The organism is Streptomyces sp. NPDC041940, from assembly GCF_055589465.1.
In genome coordinates this window covers 167139-184492 of record NZ_JBVJBP010000008.1, presented here as the reverse complement: position 1 = coordinate 184492, position 17354 = coordinate 167139, and the positions used below count along the sequence as shown (strand labels likewise).

15 protein-coding genes are annotated in these 17354 nt (G+C 72.1%); all 15 read right to left on the bottom strand.

The window, feature by feature from the left end; translation table 11 throughout:
• Positions 1-6: 6 nt before the first annotated feature.
• The 15 genes from ACZ6I3_RS16605 to ACZ6I3_RS16535 all read right to left on the bottom strand — a co-directional run bounded on the left by ACZ6I3_RS16605 (position 7) and on the right by ACZ6I3_RS16535 (position 17347).
• Complete coding sequence (locus ACZ6I3_RS16605) at positions 7-1569, bottom strand: amino acid adenylation domain-containing protein (RefSeq protein WP_469415243.1); 1563 nt, start codon at positions 1567-1569, stop codon at positions 7-9.
• A gap of 220 nt (positions 1570-1789) precedes the next feature.
• On the bottom strand, positions 1790-2404 hold the full coding sequence (locus ACZ6I3_RS16600; RefSeq protein WP_469415242.1) for an RraA family protein: 615 nt from the start codon (positions 2402-2404) through the stop codon (positions 1790-1792).
• A 44-nt stretch (positions 2405-2448) separates the two neighbouring features.
• Positions 2449-5094, bottom strand: coding sequence for a YCF48-related protein (locus tag ACZ6I3_RS16595; RefSeq protein WP_469415240.1), 2646 nt, complete (start codon positions 5092-5094; stop codon positions 2449-2451).
• 64 nt (positions 5095-5158) lie between these two features.
• Positions 5159-6385 carry an MFS transporter gene (locus tag ACZ6I3_RS16590; RefSeq protein WP_469415238.1) on the bottom strand — a complete coding sequence of 409 codons (1227 nt, stop codon included), beginning with the start codon at positions 6383-6385 and terminating at the stop codon, positions 5159-5161.
• 171 nt (positions 6386-6556) lie between these two features.
• On the bottom strand, positions 6557-7234 hold the full coding sequence (locus ACZ6I3_RS16585) for a response regulator (RefSeq protein ID WP_469415236.1): 678 nt from the start codon (positions 7232-7234) through the stop codon (positions 6557-6559).
• Positions 7235-7254: 20 nt separating this feature from the next.
• A complete protein-coding gene (locus ACZ6I3_RS16580) occupies positions 7255-7938 on the bottom strand; it encodes a sensor histidine kinase (RefSeq protein ID WP_469415235.1) in 684 nt (227 codons plus the stop codon).
• Between the two features lie 255 nt (positions 7939-8193).
• The gene (locus ACZ6I3_RS16575) at positions 8194-8751 is read right to left on the bottom strand and encodes a pyridoxamine 5'-phosphate oxidase family protein (protein WP_469415234.1); all 558 of its coding nucleotides are present in this window, start codon (positions 8749-8751) and stop codon (positions 8194-8196) included.
• A 4-nt stretch (positions 8752-8755) separates the two neighbouring features.
• On the bottom strand, positions 8756-10048 hold the full coding sequence (locus tag ACZ6I3_RS16570; protein ID WP_469415233.1) for an ATP-grasp domain-containing protein: 1293 nt from the start codon (positions 10046-10048) through the stop codon (positions 8756-8758).
• On the bottom strand, positions 10045-10917 hold the full coding sequence (locus ACZ6I3_RS16565) for an NAD(P)-dependent oxidoreductase (RefSeq protein ID WP_469415232.1): 873 nt from the start codon (positions 10915-10917) through the stop codon (positions 10045-10047). Before ACZ6I3_RS16565 ends, ACZ6I3_RS16570 begins: the two co-directional genes overlap by 4 nt.
• A 48-nt stretch (positions 10918-10965) precedes the next feature.
• A complete protein-coding gene (locus tag ACZ6I3_RS16560) occupies positions 10966-11703 on the bottom strand; it encodes a TSUP family transporter (protein WP_469415231.1) in 738 nt (245 codons plus the stop codon).
• On the bottom strand, positions 11696-12925 hold the full coding sequence (locus tag ACZ6I3_RS16555; RefSeq protein WP_469415229.1) for an MFS transporter: 1230 nt from the start codon (positions 12923-12925) through the stop codon (positions 11696-11698). The genes ACZ6I3_RS16560 and ACZ6I3_RS16555 overlap by 8 nt, the downstream gene beginning before the upstream one ends.
• 1 nt (position 12926) lies before the next feature.
• On the bottom strand, positions 12927-13895 hold the full coding sequence (locus tag ACZ6I3_RS16550; protein WP_469415228.1) for a diiron oxygenase: 969 nt from the start codon (positions 13893-13895) through the stop codon (positions 12927-12929).
• Positions 13892-15217, bottom strand: coding sequence for a diaminobutyrate--2-oxoglutarate transaminase (gene ectB / locus ACZ6I3_RS16545; protein WP_469415226.1), 1326 nt, complete (start codon positions 15215-15217; stop codon positions 13892-13894). The genes ACZ6I3_RS16550 and ectB overlap by 4 nt, the downstream gene beginning before the upstream one ends.
• Positions 15214-16188: a 3-methyl-2-oxobutanoate hydroxymethyltransferase gene (locus ACZ6I3_RS16540; protein ID WP_469415224.1), complete on the bottom strand. Its 975-nt coding sequence runs from the start codon at positions 16186-16188 to the stop codon at positions 15214-15216. The genes ectB and ACZ6I3_RS16540 overlap by 4 nt, the downstream gene beginning before the upstream one ends.
• On the bottom strand, positions 16178-17347 hold the full coding sequence (locus tag ACZ6I3_RS16535; protein WP_469415222.1) for a pyridoxal phosphate-dependent aminotransferase: 1170 nt from the start codon (positions 17345-17347) through the stop codon (positions 16178-16180). The genes ACZ6I3_RS16540 and ACZ6I3_RS16535 overlap by 11 nt, the downstream gene beginning before the upstream one ends.
• Between the last annotated feature and the right edge of the window lie 7 nt (positions 17348-17354).

Here is a 17354-nt window from a genome sequence, read left to right as displayed (position 1 = left end):
CGTAGGTCAGAGACCTTCGTCGAGTCGTCTGCGCAGCGCGCCGCGGTCGGTCTTGCCGTTGCCGTTGACCGGCATCTCGTCGACGACGTGGACCGAGCGCGGCACCATGTAGGCGGGCAGCGCCTCGGCGCAGGACGCGGTCAGCGCGGCCGGGTCCGTGGCGCCCGAGACGACGGCGCTGACGGTGTCCGCGTCGGGCCACAGCAGGGCGACCGCCTCGACGGCGCCCGCGCGGCGCAGCACGGCCTCGATCTCGCCCAGTTCGACGCGGTGGCCGCCGACCTTGACCTGCTGGTCGTTGCGGCCGAGACAGACGTATTCGCCGTCCTGAAGCCGGACCAGGTCTCCGGTGCGGTAGTACGTACGGCCGCCGTGCGAGAAGTAGCGCTCCGCGGTGATCTCGGGGGCCTGCCAGTAGCCGGGGGTGGTCTGCGGTCCCGTCATGCAGAGCTCGCCGGTCTCCCCGTCCGGCACCGGGGTCAACTCCTCGTCCACCACCAGGGAGTCGAGGCCGGGGTACGGGCGGCCGATCGGCACGTTGTCGTGCACGCAGGCCGCGGGGCTGGTGGCCGGGTCCCAGCGGTGCACCGTGCAGGCGATGGTGAGCTCGGTCGGCCCGTACAGGTTCTCGACCACCGAGCCCGGAGCTGCGGCCTGCCAGGCCTCGGCGGTGGCGCGGGGCAGTGCCTCGCCGCAGAACAGGCTCCAGCGCAGCGTGGGCATGGTGGCGGGCCGCAGCACCCCGCGCCTGCGCAGCATGGCGGCGACGGAGGGCACGGAGAACCACACCGTGATCTCGTTGCGCTCCAGGTACCTGAAGGGAGCCAGGATCTCGATGGACTCCATCGAGCAGACCCGCGCGCCGTTCTCCCACGCCATGAAGAGGTCGAAGACCGACAGGTCGAAGGTCTGGTCGAAGGTCTGCGTGAGCCGGTCCTCGGGCGTGATCCGGTATCGCTCCTGGTTGGCGTCGAGGAACGCCCGGACGTTGCCGTGGGTCACCGGGACGCCCTTCGGGACGCCGGTGCTGCCCGAGGTGAACAGCAGGTACGCGATGTCGTCGGGCGACACCTCCGGCAGCTGCTCCAGCGGCGCGGCCACGGCCAGGTCCATGGCGTCAAGTACCCGTACGTCCCCGAGATCGACGGCCTGGCTCCGTACGGCATCGGGCAGCAGCACGACCGGGCTGCGCGGCAGGTCCCGGAGCATCCCGGCGAGGCCGGGCAGCGAGGCGGAGTCGACGATCACCGCGTCGACGTCGGCCCGTTGGAGCATGGACCGGGTGCGCTCGGCCGGGAACTTCCGGTTCAGCGGCACGAATGCGGCGCCGGCGCACAGCGCGGCGGCGACGCCCAGGTACGAGGCCTCGCTGCGGTGGGCGAACACGCCGACGCGGCGTGGCCGGCCCCCGGCCGCCTCGACCAGCAGGGCGGCCCACCGTCGCGCTGTGACCGCGGCCTCCTCGTAGGTGTAGCCGCGGCTGCCGATGGTCAGAGCGATGCTGTCGGGCAGGACGCGCGCGTGGTGGAGGAGGCCGGCTCCCAGGCGCACGTTCAGTGCTGTGGTCATGTCGATCCGAACTCATCGATGACTGGACCCGACCGACGCTAGTCACGCCGCTTCCCGGCAGCTCGTTTGTGCGCGCTGAATCCCTAAACACCGCTATTCCGAGAAAAGCGCGTTCTGCTCATTCACCGCACGGCTAATGGCCCCTGGGCCCGAAAGCGAAACAGCTGTGCGCCCCGGTCGGTGTTCCGGGGCGCACAGCTGCGAGGGAAGGCCGGTCCGGTCAGCCGGTGAAGCCCTGGTCGCTCAGCGCCTTGTCGATGCGGGCGCGGTGGTTCGCCTCCCAGGCGTCGAGGGACTCCTCGGCCTCCTTGGCCAGCTTCGCCTGAGCCGCCGCGAGGATGTCCTCCCGGCGGGCGGCGGGAGTCACGACGATGCCTTCCTCGTCGGCGACCACGATGTCGCCGGGGTGCACGAGCACGCCGCCGACGCGGGCCGGCTCACCGAGCGCGCCGATCTTCTTCTTGGTTCCGGGGATCGGGATGACACCGCGCGAGAAGACGGGGAATCCCGCCTCGCGCACCTCGCCGAGATCGCGGATGACACCGTCGACCACGAAGGCCGCGACACCCCGGCGCTGGGCGACGGCGCACACGTTGCCGCCGGCCAGCGCGTAGTCCACGTCGCCCGACTCCACGACGATGACCGAGCCGGGCTCGGCGCGGTAGATCGCGGCGTGCAGCATCAGGTTGTCGCCGGGCTCGCACCGCACGGTGTACGCGGGACCGGCGACACGGGGCGAGTTCCACAGTGGACGGATGCCGGTGTCCATGACCTGGGCGCGGCCCAGCAGATCGGCGAGGGTGGTGGGAGGAACGTCCTTGAATGCGTTGTCCATTGCTTCCTCTGTTTCGGTGGGTGGTGTCGCGGCCCGCGCACCGGTCAGCGGCCGGCGATCGCGTCCTTCTCCGGACTGTAGAAGTGCCGATCCCAGGTGGCACCGCCGTCGGAGGTCGACAGCACGATGCCCTCGTCGCCGACGATCCAGGCGTCGAGCGCGGACAGACTCCGCACGTTCCACAGCGACATCCCGGTGCCCGTGGTGCCGACCTGCCAGGTCGTGCCGCTGTCGTACGAGGTCATGACGGTGTCGCTGCGGCCGACCACGCGGCCGGTCCGGCCGTCGGGCGTGAAGTGCACGGCGGTGAAGTTCTGCCGGGTGGGGCTCTCGCGGCGCTCCCAGGTGCGGCCCCCGTTCCGGGTGTGCGCGACGGTGCCCCGGTGGCCGACGGCCCAGGCCGTGGCGGGGTCCACGGCGTGGATGTCGATCAGGTCGTCCGTGCCGCCGCTGTCCTGCGTCTCCCAGGTGACCCCGCCGTCCCGGGTGGCGAAGACGATGCCGCCGGTGCCCACGGCCCAGCCGGTGCGGTCGTCGGCGAAGTCCACCGCCCACAGGGCACAGTCGGTGTACGGGCTCGGCTGGTGCAGCCACGTGCCGCCGCCGTCCCGGGTACCGAGGATGGTGGCCCCGTCGCCGACGGCCCAGCCGGTACGGGCGTCGGGGCGCATGTGCACCTCGAGGAGGTCCTTGCCGCTGCCGCTGGGCTGCCGCTGCCAGGAGACGCCGGAGTCGCGCGTGACCAGAATGGTTCCGGCCCGGCCGACCGCCCAGGCGGTGGTGTCGTCGGCGGGCGAGACCGAGTAGAGGTTCGCGGCCGTGCCGCTGGGCTGCTGGGCCCAGCGGCGTCCGGCCCGGGTGGCCAGCACGGTGCCGCCGTCGCCGACCACCCAGCCGTCCCGGCCGGTGGGGGAGATGTGAGCGCCGTACAGGTTCCGGCCGGTGCTGGCCACGTGGGAGGACCAGGTCGTGCCGTGGTTGCCGGTGGCGATGACGGAGCTGCCGTCGCCCACCGCGTACACCCGGGCGCCGTCGGGTCGGGCCCACACGGCCTTCAGGTTGTCGGCGATGCCGCTGTCCTGTGCCTCCCAGGTGACGCCGCCGTCCTTCGTCGCCCGTACGGTGCCGCCGTCGCCGACCGCCCAGCCGTGCTCGCCCGACGCGGTGAACGCGACGCCCCACAGGCTCACGTCGGTGTCGCTGTCCCGCGACTCCCAGGTGACACCGCCGTCCTTCGTCGTCAGTACGGTGCCGGCGCGGCCGACGACGCGTGCCGCGCCGCCGGTGCCGGCGTGGACGCAGGTGAGCGTGGTCGATGTCGGGGCGGTCTGCCGTTGCCAGGTGGTACCGGCGTCGGTGGTGGCGAGGATCGTTCCCTCGGCGCCGACGGCCCAGCCGCGGTCGCCTTCGAAGTGGACGCTCAGCAGGGGCACTTCGGTGGGAGTGTCCTGGTGGTGCCAGGTGGTACCGGCGTCGGTGGTGGCAAGGATCGTTCCCTCGGCGCCGGTCGCCCAGCCGTGGTCGTCCTCGAAGTGGACGCTCAGCAGCGGCACTTCGGTGGGAGTGTCCTGGCGGTGCCAGGTCGAACCGCTGTCGTCCGTGGCCAGGACGAGGCCGGCGTCGCCGACGGCCCACCCGCGTCGCGAGTCGGCGAGGAAGGTGACGTCCCACAGCTGTGCGCCGCTGCCGGTGTCGCCCACCTGCCAGGTCGCACCGCCGTCCGTGGTGACCGCGAGCAGGCCGTCCCGGCCGACGGCCCAGCGGGCGTCGCCCGAGCCGTGCACACCGGCCAGGTCCTTGTGGATGCCGTCGAGCTGCGGGGTCCAGGTCTCACCGCCGTCCGGGGTGGCCAGGATGAGGCCGCAGTCGCCGACCATCCAGCCGTGCCGGGTGTCGGGCATGAACGCGAGTGACACCACGTCCTTGGCCGTGCCGCTGGACTGCGGGGACCAGGTGCGGCCGCCGTCGTGGGAAGCGAGGACGACGCCGTCGTCACCGGAGGTCCGGACCTCACGGCCGTCGGGCGCCGCCCACAGCCCGTACAGATCGAGGCCGGTGCCGCTGTCTGCCCGGATCCAGGTGCCGCCGCCGTCCTCGGAGCGCAGCACGGTGCCCATCCGGCCGACGGCCCAGCACAGCTCGGGCGAGACCGCGTAGATGCCCCGCAGGTCGGCATCGGCCTCGCTCCGCTGAACGACCCAGGTCGCTCCCGCGTCGGTCGTGGCGTGGATGCTGCCCCGCTTGCCGATGATCCAGGCGGTCTTCTCGTCCAGCGTGAAGCAGCGGGTGAAGCGCGTGTCGTCGGAGTGCTGCCGCTGCCAGGTCAGTCCGCCGTCGGACGAGACCAGGATGGTGCCGCTGTCTCCGACGGCCCAGCCGGTGCGACCGGTGGATTCGAAGGAGATGCCGTACAGGTTCCGGTCCGTGCCCGTGTGCCGCTGCTCCCAGTGCCGGCCGCCGTCCGTGGTGTGCAGGATGACGCCGTCCCGGCCCGCCGTCCAGCCGCGCTCGGTGTCGGCGAAGCAGACCGCGCGCAGGTCCTTGTCGGTGCTGCCCTGCGAGTGCCAGCGCAGGCCGCCGTCCGTGGTGGCCAGGATCATGCCGCCGTCGCCGACGGCCCAGCCGTGGGCCTCGTCCACCAGGCAGACGCCCTGGAGGTTGACGCTCCGTGGGGCAATGGTGCAGGTCATGGGTGACACCTCGCTGAGTGAGGGGCTTGTGGAAGGCTTGCCGAGGCGCACGGCGGACCGGGGCTCAGGCTGCGGCGGCGGCCTTTTCGGCGGTGGCGGCCCGGCTGCGCACACCGCGGGCCACGACGGCCGGCATGGCGGCGCCCAGCACGGCGTACGCCACGGCCAGGACGATCCAGCCGGTCGCACCGTGGCCGATGATCAGCCAGGTGAAGACGGCGGGGGCGAACATCTTGCCGACGTCGCCGCCCATCTTGTACGTGCCCTGGTACTGGCCCTGGGCGTGGTCGGGCGCGAGGTCGTACGCGATGGTCCAGCTGCCCGCCGCCTGCCGGATCTCACCGAGCGCGTGCACGAGAGCGCCCAGGACCAGAAGGACGCAGGCCGTCAGCGTCCCGCTCCCGCCGGTCGTCGCGAACACCAGGCAGGCGGCCGCCACACAGCCCGCCCCCTGGAGGCTCGCCCAGGACGCGGACCTGAGGTCGTCGGTGCCGCGGGCCGCCCTGGTCTGGAAGGCCACCACGAAGGCGGTGTTGACGAGCAGGATGGCCGCGCTCATCCAGCGCGGGGCGTCCGTGTGGCTGATGACCCACAGCGGCAGCACGATGTCGAGCAGCAGCGCGTGCGTGACGAGCAGTCCGTCCAGGGCGGTGAACGCCAGGAACGGTGTGTCACGCAGCACCGCGAAGGCCGCGCCCGCCGAGGCCGGCACGGGCGGCACCGGTGCCTCCTTGAGGGTGAGCAGGCCGGTGGCGAGGAAGCAGAGCGCGGTGAAGAGGACGGCGCCCTGGTAGCCGACGCGTTCGCCCCAGGCCAGGACGAGGCCGGAGACGCAGGCGCCGATCGACATGGTCACGTTGAGCGCGGCCCGGATGTACGCCATGACCTGTGCCCGCTCGCCCTTCGGGACCTTGGCCGCGATCATCGCCTTCCGGGCGTTGTTGCCGGCCCGGTAGGCGAGGCCCTGGACGGAGGTGACGAGCAGATACGACCAGAACCCCTCGACGAGCACCAGGGCGGCGGTCAGCGGCGCCAGCGCCAGGAACGACCACATCTGGACCGTGCGCGGCCCGGCCCGGTCGGCGAGGTGGCCGAGCGGGATGCTGGACACCAGGACGAGGCCGGCCGCGATGCCCACGCTGATGCCGAGCTGACTCGGTGTGAGACGGACCATGGTCACCGCGTAGATGGCGTTGATGGCCATCCACAGCCCCTGCCCCAGGCTCATCACCATGGTGATGAACGTGAGCATCCGGGCGGGACCGGGAGCGGGGAGAACACGGGTCAGCACGGATCGGCTTCCTGTCGCATCGCTGAGAATTCGTTGGGGAGGCTAGTTCATGGGAGGGGGCGCGCCACCGTTGTGGGCGCAAACCGACTTGACGGCGGAAAGCCTGTTCTTCTCGTAAATCCAACGGCCGTTCCGCGGCCGGGTCCTGCGGCCGCCCGGCGAGGAACGGGATCAGAGACCGGAGTACAGGTGCTGAGGCCGCCCGCTGTCGCCATATCGCAGTGTGAGCCGCAACTTGCCGTTCCCGGCCAGGTACTTGAGGTATCGCTGGGCGGTCGACCGGCTGATCCGCGCCAGCTCGGACACGTCCTGGGCGGAAACCTGCCGTTCGGTCCCGTACTTCGCGACGATGCGCAGGATCAGCTCGGCGGTGCGCTCCGAGTACCCCTTGGGTATGGAGTGCTCGGCCTCTTTGGTACGCAGGGCGCCGAACGTCCGGTCGATGCGGGCCTGGTCCATCTCCGTGCCCTCGTCGATGTTGCCGCGCAGCTGGGCGTAGGCCTCCAGCTTGCTGCGCAGGCCGTCGCTGGTGAACGGCTTGGCGAGGTAGTACAGGGCCCCGGCGCGCAGGGCCTCGTGGACCGACGTGGGCCGGCGGTCCGCCGTGACCATGATGACGTCGACGTCATGGCACAGCTGCCGGAGGCGACGTGTGAGGGACAGTCCGCTCTCGTTCGGCAGGAACTGGTCGAGGAGGATCAGGTCGATACCGCCGCGCTCGACGGCCGCGAGGGCCGGAGCGGCGCTGTGCACGATTCCGGCCACCCGGAATCCTGGCACTTTTGACACATAGTGGGCGTTGATCTTCGCCACATAGAAATCGTCGTCGACGACGAGCACATTGAACATGGTTCCCCCGGTTTCGTATGTCAGCCCGACCCTTGTCTGTCGACCGACATCCATAAGCGTGTGGGGACGGCCGCCAGCCGTACCGTGAACACGGCGCCGCCGCCTTCCCGGTCCCCCACCGTGATCGTTCCGCCCCGCTCCTCGGCGATGGCCCGCACCAGCGGGAGCCCGAGCCCTCGCGGCCACGCGGGGGAGGAGGACGGCTTGGTCGAGGCGCCCCGCTCGAAGATCCACCGTCGTAGCAACGGGTCGACGCCCGTTCCGTTGTCGCTCACCGCCAGCTCGATGACGCCCTGGTCGTGGCGGAGGGCGACCTCCACCGTGGGCGCGAGCCGGGACGTGTCCGCGACGGCGTCGAGGGCGTTGTCGATGAGGTTGCCCACGACGGTGACGACATCGCCGGCTCCGTCGATGTCGCCGGGCAGAGACGATCCGGGAGCGAGCCGCAGCCGCACTCCGCGCTCCGAGGCGGCGAGCAGCTTCCCGACCAGCTGGGCGCGGATCAGGGAGTTGCCCACCCGCCGCACGATCTCGCCGACCTCGGCGAGCGGAAGTCCCGTCGGCGAGGTGCCCGGCGCCGGTCGGTCACCGGTGTGCCGGGCGATCTCCATCAGCCCCTGCAGGGTGTGGAGTGCGTTTCGCCGCTCGTGCCGCCGGACGTGTGCGTCGGCGAAGTGCGGAACGTCGGTCACGTCCGGAGGCATGCCCTCCACGGGCATCGACGCCCGCAGCCGTGACGCTTCGTCCTCAACGTCCGGCGGCCCCCCGATGTGGTGTCTCACCGGCGGGCACTCAGCTCGGTGAAGGTATGCGGCAATGCCCGCTCGGGCTCGTTGTCAAAATGGGCAGAAGTCACGCCGGGAATCCAAGCAACAAGGCGCCTGCCCACGCCACTTGATTTGAGCCACTGCCCGGCGATGCCAGGCCGGAAATCGCTTCTGAGGCCGTTACCGTAGGTTTTACGATGCCCGGTGCGGGCGGGCCGGCAAGCCGTCGATGCTGGTGGAGTTCTTCTGCCGCATGTAGTCCTCGAGTTCCTGGTCCGACTTGCGCATGCCCCACTGGTCCTGGAGGTCGCGTTCGCGGACCAGGTCCATCTCCGGCACCGTGAACCCGCAGGAGTCGGTGATACGGGTGAGCGAGACGACCATGACGGACCGCGGGATCGGATGCTTGCCGAAGTGGCCGATCAGGGCGTCCCATTCGGGGGAGTCGGGAAAGACGCAGCGGGCGGTGCCGTACAGCCGCAGGATCTTGGGGCGGCGGGTGAACGAGCAGAACATCAAGGTGATCCGGCCGCTCTCCCGCACATGCGCGATGGTCTCGGCCCCGGAACCTATGAGGTCCAGGTAGGCCACCGTCGTGTCGTCGAGGACGGCGAAGGTGTCCATGCCGCCCTTGGGGGAGACGTTGACATGCCCGTCCGCGGACAGCGGCGCGGTGGCCGCGAAGTACAGGGGCGCCTGGGCGATGAACTCACGCAGCGCGGGGGTCAGTGCCTCGTAGAGCTTGCCCATGGGGTCACCCCTCCGACTTCTCGGGACTCGAGGGCCTGGTGCCGAGCAGCCGTTCGGGCCGGGGGGCCACGGCCGCGATGGAGCGGGGAGCGCCCGGCTCCGCGCCGGGCCGGGTCTTGATGGTGATCCGGGCGGCCAGCTGACGGGCCCCGGCGCGCGCGTCGTCGGCCGACTCGCCGCGCACGATGAGCAGCCCGGACCTGTCGTACGACCAGGCGATGGGGGCCACCGTGGCACCGGGCTCGACGGAGAGCTGAAGGGCCACCACCCGCGGATCGGCGCGCACCTCGTCGGCTCCGGTGACGGACTCGACGACGCCCGGCTCGGCGGTCAGGAAGCGGATGGCGCCGCCGCCCCTGGCCGGGCCCGGCGTGATGGGCGCGGTGCGGCCCGCGTACCAGAGGAAGGCCAGCGCGTCGATGTCGGTCCCGTACACCTCGTCGACCAGATCGGCGATCCGGTCGCCGCCACGCCGGTTGTGGGACTCCACCAGGCGGGGGCCGCCGGGGGTGACGATCACCTCGGTGTGCGAGGGGCCGTCCTCGATGCCCACGGCGTCCAGCATCCTGGTGACCAGCGACTCGATCCGGGCCGTGCCGTCCGCGTCGAGGCCCGCCGGCTGCACGTGCCCGACCTCGACGAACGAGTCCAGCTTCTCCTTGGCCGTGTACGCGACGACCACGTGCTCGCCCGCGAAGCTGAACGCCTCCACGCTGAACTCCGGGCCCCGCAGATACTCCTCCATCACGAACGTGTGCAGCCCGAACTCCGCTGCCCAGGACGCGACTTCCGCGACCTCACCGGGACCGTGCACCAGCCGCACGCCGAGGCTGCCGGATCCGTACCTGGGCTTGATCACCGTGGGCCCGAACTCGGCGACGAAGGCGCGGATGTCGGCCTCGTCGTGTCCCAGCCGGGCGGCGACCCCCTCGATGCCGCGGTCGGCGAGCAGTTCCCGGAAGGCCAGCTTGTCCTGCAACACGCGGACGGTGCCGAGGCCGGTGCCGGGAAGGCCGAGCGCCGTGGTCGCGGCCGCCGCCGACTCCAGGCCGTCCTCGATCATCGAGACGACCCGGGCCAGCGGCCGGTGCCGGTGTACGGCGGCGAGGAGATCGGCGACGGCCCCCGGGTCGCGGTAGTCCGTGAGGTGGGCCTCGGCCACCAGCTCCAGGCCCGACCTGTCGAGTTCGTGCGGCCCGTGCACCCAGACGATCTCGAAGCCGGCCTCCCGTGCCTTCCTCAGGGCGGCGACCTGGCCGCCGATGACCGCGATCCGCGGTGCGTTCTCCTGCGTCATGCGCGCAACTCCCGTCCCGATGCGTTCTCCAGCCAGCGCACGACCTCGACGTTGTCGGCGCCCGCCGGCAGTTCTTCGTGCGCCTTCTCCCACAGCTCCTGGCAGGCGTGGCCGAAGGCGGCGGGGCCGCCCGCGGAGTCGAGCAACGACGTGCCGATGCGGATGTCCTTGAGCATCAGGCGCAGCGCGAAACCCGAGTCGAAGGTACCGGACAGCACATGGTCGGGGAGTTTGGTCTGCGAGGCGTGGTTGCGGCCGGTGGAGGCGTTGATCACCTCCAGCATCGCCGCGGGTTCGAGGCCGAACGCCCGTCCGGCGAGCATGACTTCGGCGACCGCGGCGAGATTGACCGCGGAGAGCAGGTTGTTGAGAGCCTTCAGCGCGTGTCCCGCGCCCGCCGGACCCACCCGGTACACCGTGCCGAGCGCGCCGAGCACCCGCTCCGCCCGCTCCACGGCCCCCGGTTCCCCCGCGGCCATCAGTGTCAGCTCACCCGCCCGCGCGGCGGCCGGGGAGCCGGAGACCGGCGCGTCCACCACGGACACCCCGTACGCGGCTGCCGCCGTGCCGAGTGCCAGCGTGTCACCGGGTGCCGAGGAGCCCGTGTCGATGATCAGGGAGCCCGCGGCGAGGTGCGGGAGCAGTTCCTCGGCCACCTGCCGCACGGCCGCGCCGTCGGGGAGCATGGTGACCACCACCGGGGCGGCCAGGTCCGCGACGCTCGCCGCCGCCCGCACGCCCGGGTGCGCTCCGGCCGCCGCCGCGGCACTCGTATCGACGTCGTACGCGACCACGTCGAACCCGCGCTCCGCGAGCCGGCGGCACATCCCGCCGCCCATGGACCCCAGTCCCGCACATCCCACCCGCATGATCCGTTCCTTTCTCGGTATGTGTGCTCGCGCGTCCGGCGGACGCGCTCATGGCGTGCCGGCGGCCACCAGCCCCCGGACGATCAGGACAAGCGCGGCGACCACCGCGAGGACGAGCACCGCGCGGCGCATCCGGCCGCCGTCGACATGCCGCCGGACCGGCCCCGACAGCGCGAATCCGGCCACCACGGCGGGCAACAGCAGCGCCCCGAAGACCAGTTGCTCGCTCGGCAGGCGGCCGACGGCGGTGAGGGAACCGAGCGAGAGCAGCGCCCCGGCCGTGAAGAAGACCCCGAGGGTGCCCCGGACCGTGGGCCCGGGCTCCCGGTGGTAGACGAGCGCGATGAACGGCCCGCCGATGGAAGACGTGGTCCCGGTGAGGCCCGCCACGGCGCCGGAGGCGAGCAGCGTGCCCCGGTTCCGGGGAAGCCGGGCCGGGTCGGAGGCGAGGAGCGAGACGACGCCCAGCGTGATGCCCGCCGAGAGCAGGTCGAGGGTCGGCCCCGAGACCACGAGGATCACGTACGAAGCCGCCGCCGTGCCCGCGATCCGCCCGGCCAGCGCCCAGGAGACGCCGTGCCAGTCGGTGTGGGAGATCTCCCGGGCCGCCCCGAGCACGGCCAGGACGGCGGCGACCAGGAGCAGCGATCCCGGCATGAACTGCGGCGCGGCGATCTGCACCACCGGCGCCGACACCAGGGCGAGCCCCACTCCCACGCTGCCCTGGACCAGCGCGCCGAGGAACACCGCGACGGACGCGCAGACCAGGACGGTCAGTTCAGGCATCGGCGGGCACCCTGGCGGGCATGCGCTCCCCGGCCGCGCGGGCGACCCGCTCGGCCGCGCCGCCGGCCACCACGAGCACCGCCGCGGCCACGACCCAGCCGAGCGGACCCGTGCTGAGCAGCAGCCCCGTGACGATCACGGGGCCGAGAACCCGCTGGCCCGCCACACTCAGATTGAAGACGGACAGATAGCGTCCGCGCTGCTCCTCGGGGGCCAGGGCGATGGACAGGTCCCATACGGCGGAGTTGGCGATGACCTCGGCCAGCGACAGCAGCACCACGGCGGTGACCAGCCACGCCACCGCGAGGCCGCCCGCGACGGAACCGGACGCGGCGAAGCACAGGCTGCTCACCGCGAGCACGGCCCCCGTCCACGTCAGCATCCGGGTGGTGCGCCGCTGGCCGGTCGCCAGCCTGCTGACCGGGATCTGCAGCACCACCACGAGCAGGGTGTTCAGCGTGAACAACACGGACACGGTGACCCGCGGGGCATCCGTGTGCTCCAGGACCCACACGGGCATCGCGATCAGCAGCATCGTGTCGAAGAAGAACAGCAGGAAGTTGAGCCCCGTCAGCGCCAGATAGCGCCCGTCGGGCAGCACCCGGCCCCTGACCGGCCGTTCCCCGGCCCGGTCCGGGGCGGCCTCGGCCTTCGGCGCGGCCGGCTCGGGTACCCGCAGCACCAGCACCGCACCGCCCAGGAAGGCGAGCCCGATGGTGACCAGCGTGACCCGGTAGGCGGCCTGGGTGTCGCTGACGAGCGCGACACCCGCCGCCATCGCACCGACCCCGAGCCCGCAGTTGCGTACGACATTGACCACGGCGAGCAGCCGGGTGCGCTCCTGGCGCTCGGGCACGGCCACGGCGACCAGCGCCTGGAGCACCGGAGGCCCAGCCCGGTCGCACGCCACCGCGCACAGCGTCACCGCCATGAACTGCCAGAAGTCCGAGACGAAGACGTACGCCACACAGCACAGCCCACGCCCCAGGTACACGGCGGCGAGCACCCGCCGCGCCCCGTACCGGTCGGCGAGGACTCCGCCGAGCAGCGAGATCCCGAGGGCCACGACACCGGCGAGGGCGAGCCCGGAGGCCACCTGGTTCGCCGTGAGGTCCACCTGCCGGGTGAAGTACGCCATCGAGCTCGCCATGAACAGGCCGATGCCGAGCGACTGGACGAGCGCGGCGACGGCGAGCCGGCGACCGCCCGCGGTGAGCTTCACGTCACTCGGCCCCGAAGTCGAAGTCGACCTGGTCCTCGAGCTCCATCTCGCGCACGATGCGCCGTACCCCGGAGAAGTCGCGCACCAGCAGGCCGGTGCCGGCCTGGCGGCGGCAGTCCTCGACGATCTCGTCGGCCTGCTCGAACCCCGCCGCCCGCAGGATGCCGGGCCACACCGCGAAGTCCTGCTCCACGAAGGCGTGCAGCGCCTTGGGCAGCGCGTCGGCGAAGGCACGGCGCTGTTCGGCGTTCATGTGCACGTACAGCGCCTTGGCGACCTCGACCATGACGGAGGAGTGCGCGGACTCGTCGCGGGCGTGCAGCCGGGGCACGAGGGAGTGCAGCGGCTGGACGGTCTTGTCGCGGGAGAGCAGTTCCAGATAGGCGTTGACGCTGATCTCCGAGACGGTCGTCCACACCAGCTTCAGCAGGTCGCGCTCCCAGCGCTCCGGCAGCTTCGCGTCGGCCTCCAGGAGGCGGCGGTAGGTGACCGTGTGCGGATAGGCGGGCTCGTCGGTGACCTGCCGGATCTCGCGGGTGCGCTGCATCGCGATCATGTGCATGTACGTGTGCCAGACCTCGTCCACGTGCGTCTGCTGGACGGCGCGCTTGAGGTGGATGCCGTCGGCACCGGGGAAGGCGCCGTGCATGATCATGGCGAAGGTCGGGTTGGCGACGTACTCCTCGGCCGCGATGACCCGCTCGTTGTAGACCAGCCACGCCATGGTGAGGACCTTCTGGCGCTGCTCGGGCTCGGCGGCGAGGTACAGAGGGTGCTCGGCGAACGGCAGCAGATGCTCCGGGTAGTCCGGCAGGCGCTCGTCGTACTCCTCCGGCTCCGAGATCCGGTCCAGGTCGGTGCGGATGGTGGCGCGCCGCGGCCAGGAGTCGGCGATCCTGCGCAGCACGCTCTCGTCGATGCCGTGCGCGTGGTCGCCCTCGACGGTCTGCTCGTGCTCGGCGATGCTCACGTCAGGTCCCCTTCGGTTGCGTCGTCTTGGGCGGCCGAGGCGATGGCGTCGGCCAGGAGGGCGAGACCGGGCGCCAGCTCTTCGGCCTCCGCCACGATCGGCGGCATGATCTTGAGGACCTGGCCGCGGGCGCCGGACGTCTCCACCAGGAGCCCCCGGGTGAAGGCGGCCCGCGACACCCGGTCCGCGAGCGCGGGGTCGGTGAAGCCGAGCCCGCGGATCAGGCCGCGGCCGAGCACGGTGCAGCCGAGGTGCGCGAACTCGGTCGCCAGTTCGGTGAGCCGGGCCTCCAGCGCGGCGGCGTTGCGCCGCACCCCCTGGGCGAACTCCGGCTCCGCCCAGCGGTCCAGGCAGGCCGTGGCGGTGACGAAGGCGAGGTTGTTGCCGCGGAAGGTGCCGCTGTGCTCGCCGGGGCCCAGCTGGTCGAACTCGGGGCGGACGAGGACGAGGGCCATGGGCAGGCCGTAGCCGCTGATGGACTTGGACAGGCAGATGAGGTCGGGGACGATACCCGCCTCTTCGAAGCTGAAGAAGGTGCCGGTGCGCCCGCACCCGGCCTGGATGTCGTCGACGATCAGCAGGATGCCCCGCTCGCGCGCCACTTCGGCGAGTCTGCGCAGCCAGGGCGCGCTCGCCGCGGTGAGGCCGCCCTCGCCCTGCACGGTCTCCACCACGAAGGCCGCGGGCAGGTCGATGCCACTGCCCGGGTCGTCGAGCATCCGGGCGAGGTAGTCGATGGTGTCGACGTCGTCGCCCGCGTAGCCCTCGTACGGCATACGGGTGACATGGCCGAGCGGCACTCCGGCCGCGCCGCGCTTGAACGAGGTGGCGGACGCGGCGAGCGCGCCCAGCGACAGGCCGTGGAAGCCGCCGGTGAAGGCGATGATGTCGGTGCGCCCGGTGACCCGGCGGGCCGTCTTGAACGCCGCCTCGACGGCGTTGGTGCCGGTCGGCCCGGTGAACTGCACCCGGTGGTCGAGCCCGCGCGGAGCGAGCACCACCTCGCGGAAGCGGTGCAGGAACGCGGCCTTGGCGCCCGTGTGCAGGTCGAGGCCGTGGACCGGGCCGTCCGCCAGCAGGTAGTCGATGAGGGCGGCGCGGAGGTCGGGCGGGTTGTGCCCGTAGTTCAGCGCGCCGGCGCCCGACAGGAAGTCGATGTACTCCCGGCCGTCCGCGTCCCACATGCGGTGTCCGGCCGCCCGCGTGAAGACGGCGGGAAAGCGCCGGCAGTAGGTGCGCACGGCCGATTCGAGCTCGTCGAAGACAGCCGTGTCCGACCCGGGGGCGGCCGGTTCCACGGTGACCGGTTCGGCGGTGGTCATGAGGCACTCCAAGGGTCGATGCGGGTGATCTCGGCCGTCTCACGGGGGGTCATCGCGGTGCGCGGGGAGAGCGGGAACCAGCCGGCGAGGCTGAGCCGCAGCAGCTCGCGCATGCGGTCGGCGATCAGGTCCGGGGTGTACCGGTCGGGCACTTCCGCCGCGTCGATCACCGGGGTCGGCGGGAAGTACCGGCCGCCGGGTACGGGGCGTACGACGGCGTCCCACAGGTTGAGGCTCTGGCCGCCCCAGCGGGCCCGGCCGCTGAACACCGAGTACAGCGGGAGGCCTTCGGGGTGGGGACGGCTCAGTGTCTGGTTCACGGCCTCGCTGACCATCTCGACGATCAGTCCGCAGCCGCCCGCGTCCCGGGCCCGGCGGGCCTGAGCGAAGAGCGTCAGCGCGCCGTCCAGGGTGTCGCCGTGCCGGGCCAGGCCGCCGCTCTGCGGGGTGTACCCGAGATGCGCCAGGGTGGGTGTGCCGGTCGCGGTGACCGCCTCCACGCAGTCGAACTCGGTGTCGCACGACACCTCGATCTTGACCGCGTCGGCGCCGGCCGCGGCGAACCGGTCGGCGGCGGCCCGGGCCGCGGTGGTGCTGCGGGTCGTCCCGTCCGGCAGGTCGGCGAGCAGGAACGGCCGGCTGTCCGCGGGGAACTCGGTGTCCAGTGCCTTGCGCACCTCGGCCACCAGGCCGACCAGGGTCGCGAGGCCCCACTCCTGCTCGTCCGGGCCGGACAGCGTGGTGCCGCCGCGGCCCAGGTGGGTCATGAAGTACGAGTCGCCGACCATCACGCACTCGACGGGGGCGCCGTTCAGGTCCGGTGCGCGCAGCGCCTCGGCGAGGCCTTCCACCTCGTAGCCCCGATACGCGTTGATCTTGAGTCCGAGCTGTGCGGGGCTGTCGTACCGGTGCAGATACGGGGCCAGCGCGGAAGCCGCCGCCGGCCTGGCCACGGTGGTGTCAACGGTCAAGGCCGCCCTCCCAGTAGATCTTGTTGATACGGCCGATGGCGGCCGCGACCGCCTCTTCGGGTGCCGCGGTGAAGCAGAGCCGGGCCCAGCCGTCGCAGTGACCGCCGAACACCCGGCCCGGTGCGAGTCCGACCCCCGCCTCGGCGCAGCGGCGCACGAACTCCGCGCCGTCGCCGTACCGGCCCAGGTCGAGGAACGTGTAGAGCCCGCCCGCGACACGGGTGTGCGGGATCTCCAGTGCGGCGTCGGCCAGTCGCCACGCCCGCTCCGCCGCCGCCCGGCGCCGCGCGAGCTCGTCGGCGGGTGTGGCCAGCGCCCGGAACGCGGTGTACTGCGCGGCCGTGGACACCGAGTACAGCGTGTGCAGCGACCACTTGGTGAGGACCTCCTCCGCGCCGGGCGGCGAGATCAGGTGGCCCACGCGGGCGCCGGGCATGGCGTACGTCTTGCTGCAGCTGTGCACCGAGAAGGTGCGCTCGGCCGCGCCGGGGACGGTCGCCATGTCGAGGAAGCCGCCGTCGCCGAAGTCGTAGTTCTCGTAGGCGTTGTCGGCGATCAGCCACAGGTCGTGCCGCGCGGCCAGCTCGGCGAGCGCGCCCAGGGCCCGCTCGTCCAGGCGGAAGCCCGTCGGATTGTTGGGGTTGTTGAAGTAGACCGCCCGGGTGCGCGGCCCCACGGCCCGCTCGATCGCCGCGATGAAGTCGAAGCCGGGGTCCTCGCTCAGCTCCAGGAAGACCGGCACCTCGCGCGGCGTCCCGCCGGCCGCCCACACCAGGCCGGTCGCGAACAGCCACTGCGGGGACAGGATGAGGACCTCGTCGCCGGGGCTCAGGATCGCGTGCAGGGTCACCGCGATGGCGTGGGTGGCGCCGCTCGTCACCAGCACCTGCCCGGGGTCGACAGGAGCGCCCCGGCGCCGGCTCGCCGCGTCGGCGAACGCCGAGCGCAGCGCGGGGACTCCGGCGGGCGGCGCGTGCTCGTGGGCCGCGATCCCGAACTCCGCGCGCTCCCAGGTGCCCGGCCGCGCGCACGGCTCGAAGACGGTCCTGCCCTGCTGCAACGGCACCGGTTCGGCGTGCGCGCCGGAGCGCAGCAGCCGGTCGACGGTCACCAGCGGGGAGGGCGGTATCTCGCTGAGGGTTCTACCGAAGGACGGCATGAGGTGT

Coding starts and splice junctions, on each gene's coding strand:
- ACZ6I3_RS16605 (WP_469415243.1), bottom strand. CDS start 1,569: ATGACCACAGCACTGAACGTGCGCCTGGGAGCCGGCCTCCTCCACCAC.
- ACZ6I3_RS16600 (WP_469415242.1), bottom strand. CDS start 2,404: ATGGACAACGCATTCAAGGACGTTCCTCCCACCACCCTCGCCGATCTG.
- ACZ6I3_RS16595 (WP_469415240.1), bottom strand. CDS start 5,094: ATGACCTGCACCATTGCCCCACGGAGCGTCAACCTCCAGGGCGTCTGC.
- ACZ6I3_RS16585 (WP_469415236.1), bottom strand. CDS start 7,234: ATGTTCAATGTGCTCGTCGTCGACGACGATTTCTATGTGGCGAAGATC.
- ACZ6I3_RS16580 (WP_469415235.1), bottom strand. CDS start 7,938: ATGCCTCCGGACGTGACCGACGTTCCGCACTTCGCCGACGCACACGTC.
- ACZ6I3_RS16575 (WP_469415234.1), bottom strand. CDS start 8,751: ATGGGCAAGCTCTACGAGGCACTGACCCCCGCGCTGCGTGAGTTCATC.
- ACZ6I3_RS16570 (WP_469415233.1), bottom strand. CDS start 10,048: ATGACGCAGGAGAACGCACCGCGGATCGCGGTCATCGGCGGCCAGGTC.
- ACZ6I3_RS16565 (WP_469415232.1), bottom strand. CDS start 10,917: ATGCGGGTGGGATGTGCGGGACTGGGGTCCATGGGCGGCGGGATGTGC.
- ACZ6I3_RS16560 (WP_469415231.1), bottom strand. CDS start 11,703: ATGCCTGAACTGACCGTCCTGGTCTGCGCGTCCGTCGCGGTGTTCCTC.
- ectB (WP_469415226.1), bottom strand. CDS start 15,217: ATGACCACCGCCGAACCGGTCACCGTGGAACCGGCCGCCCCCGGGTCG.
- ACZ6I3_RS16535 (WP_469415222.1), bottom strand. CDS start 17,347: ATGCCGTCCTTCGGTAGAACCCTCAGCGAGATACCGCCCTCCCCGCTG.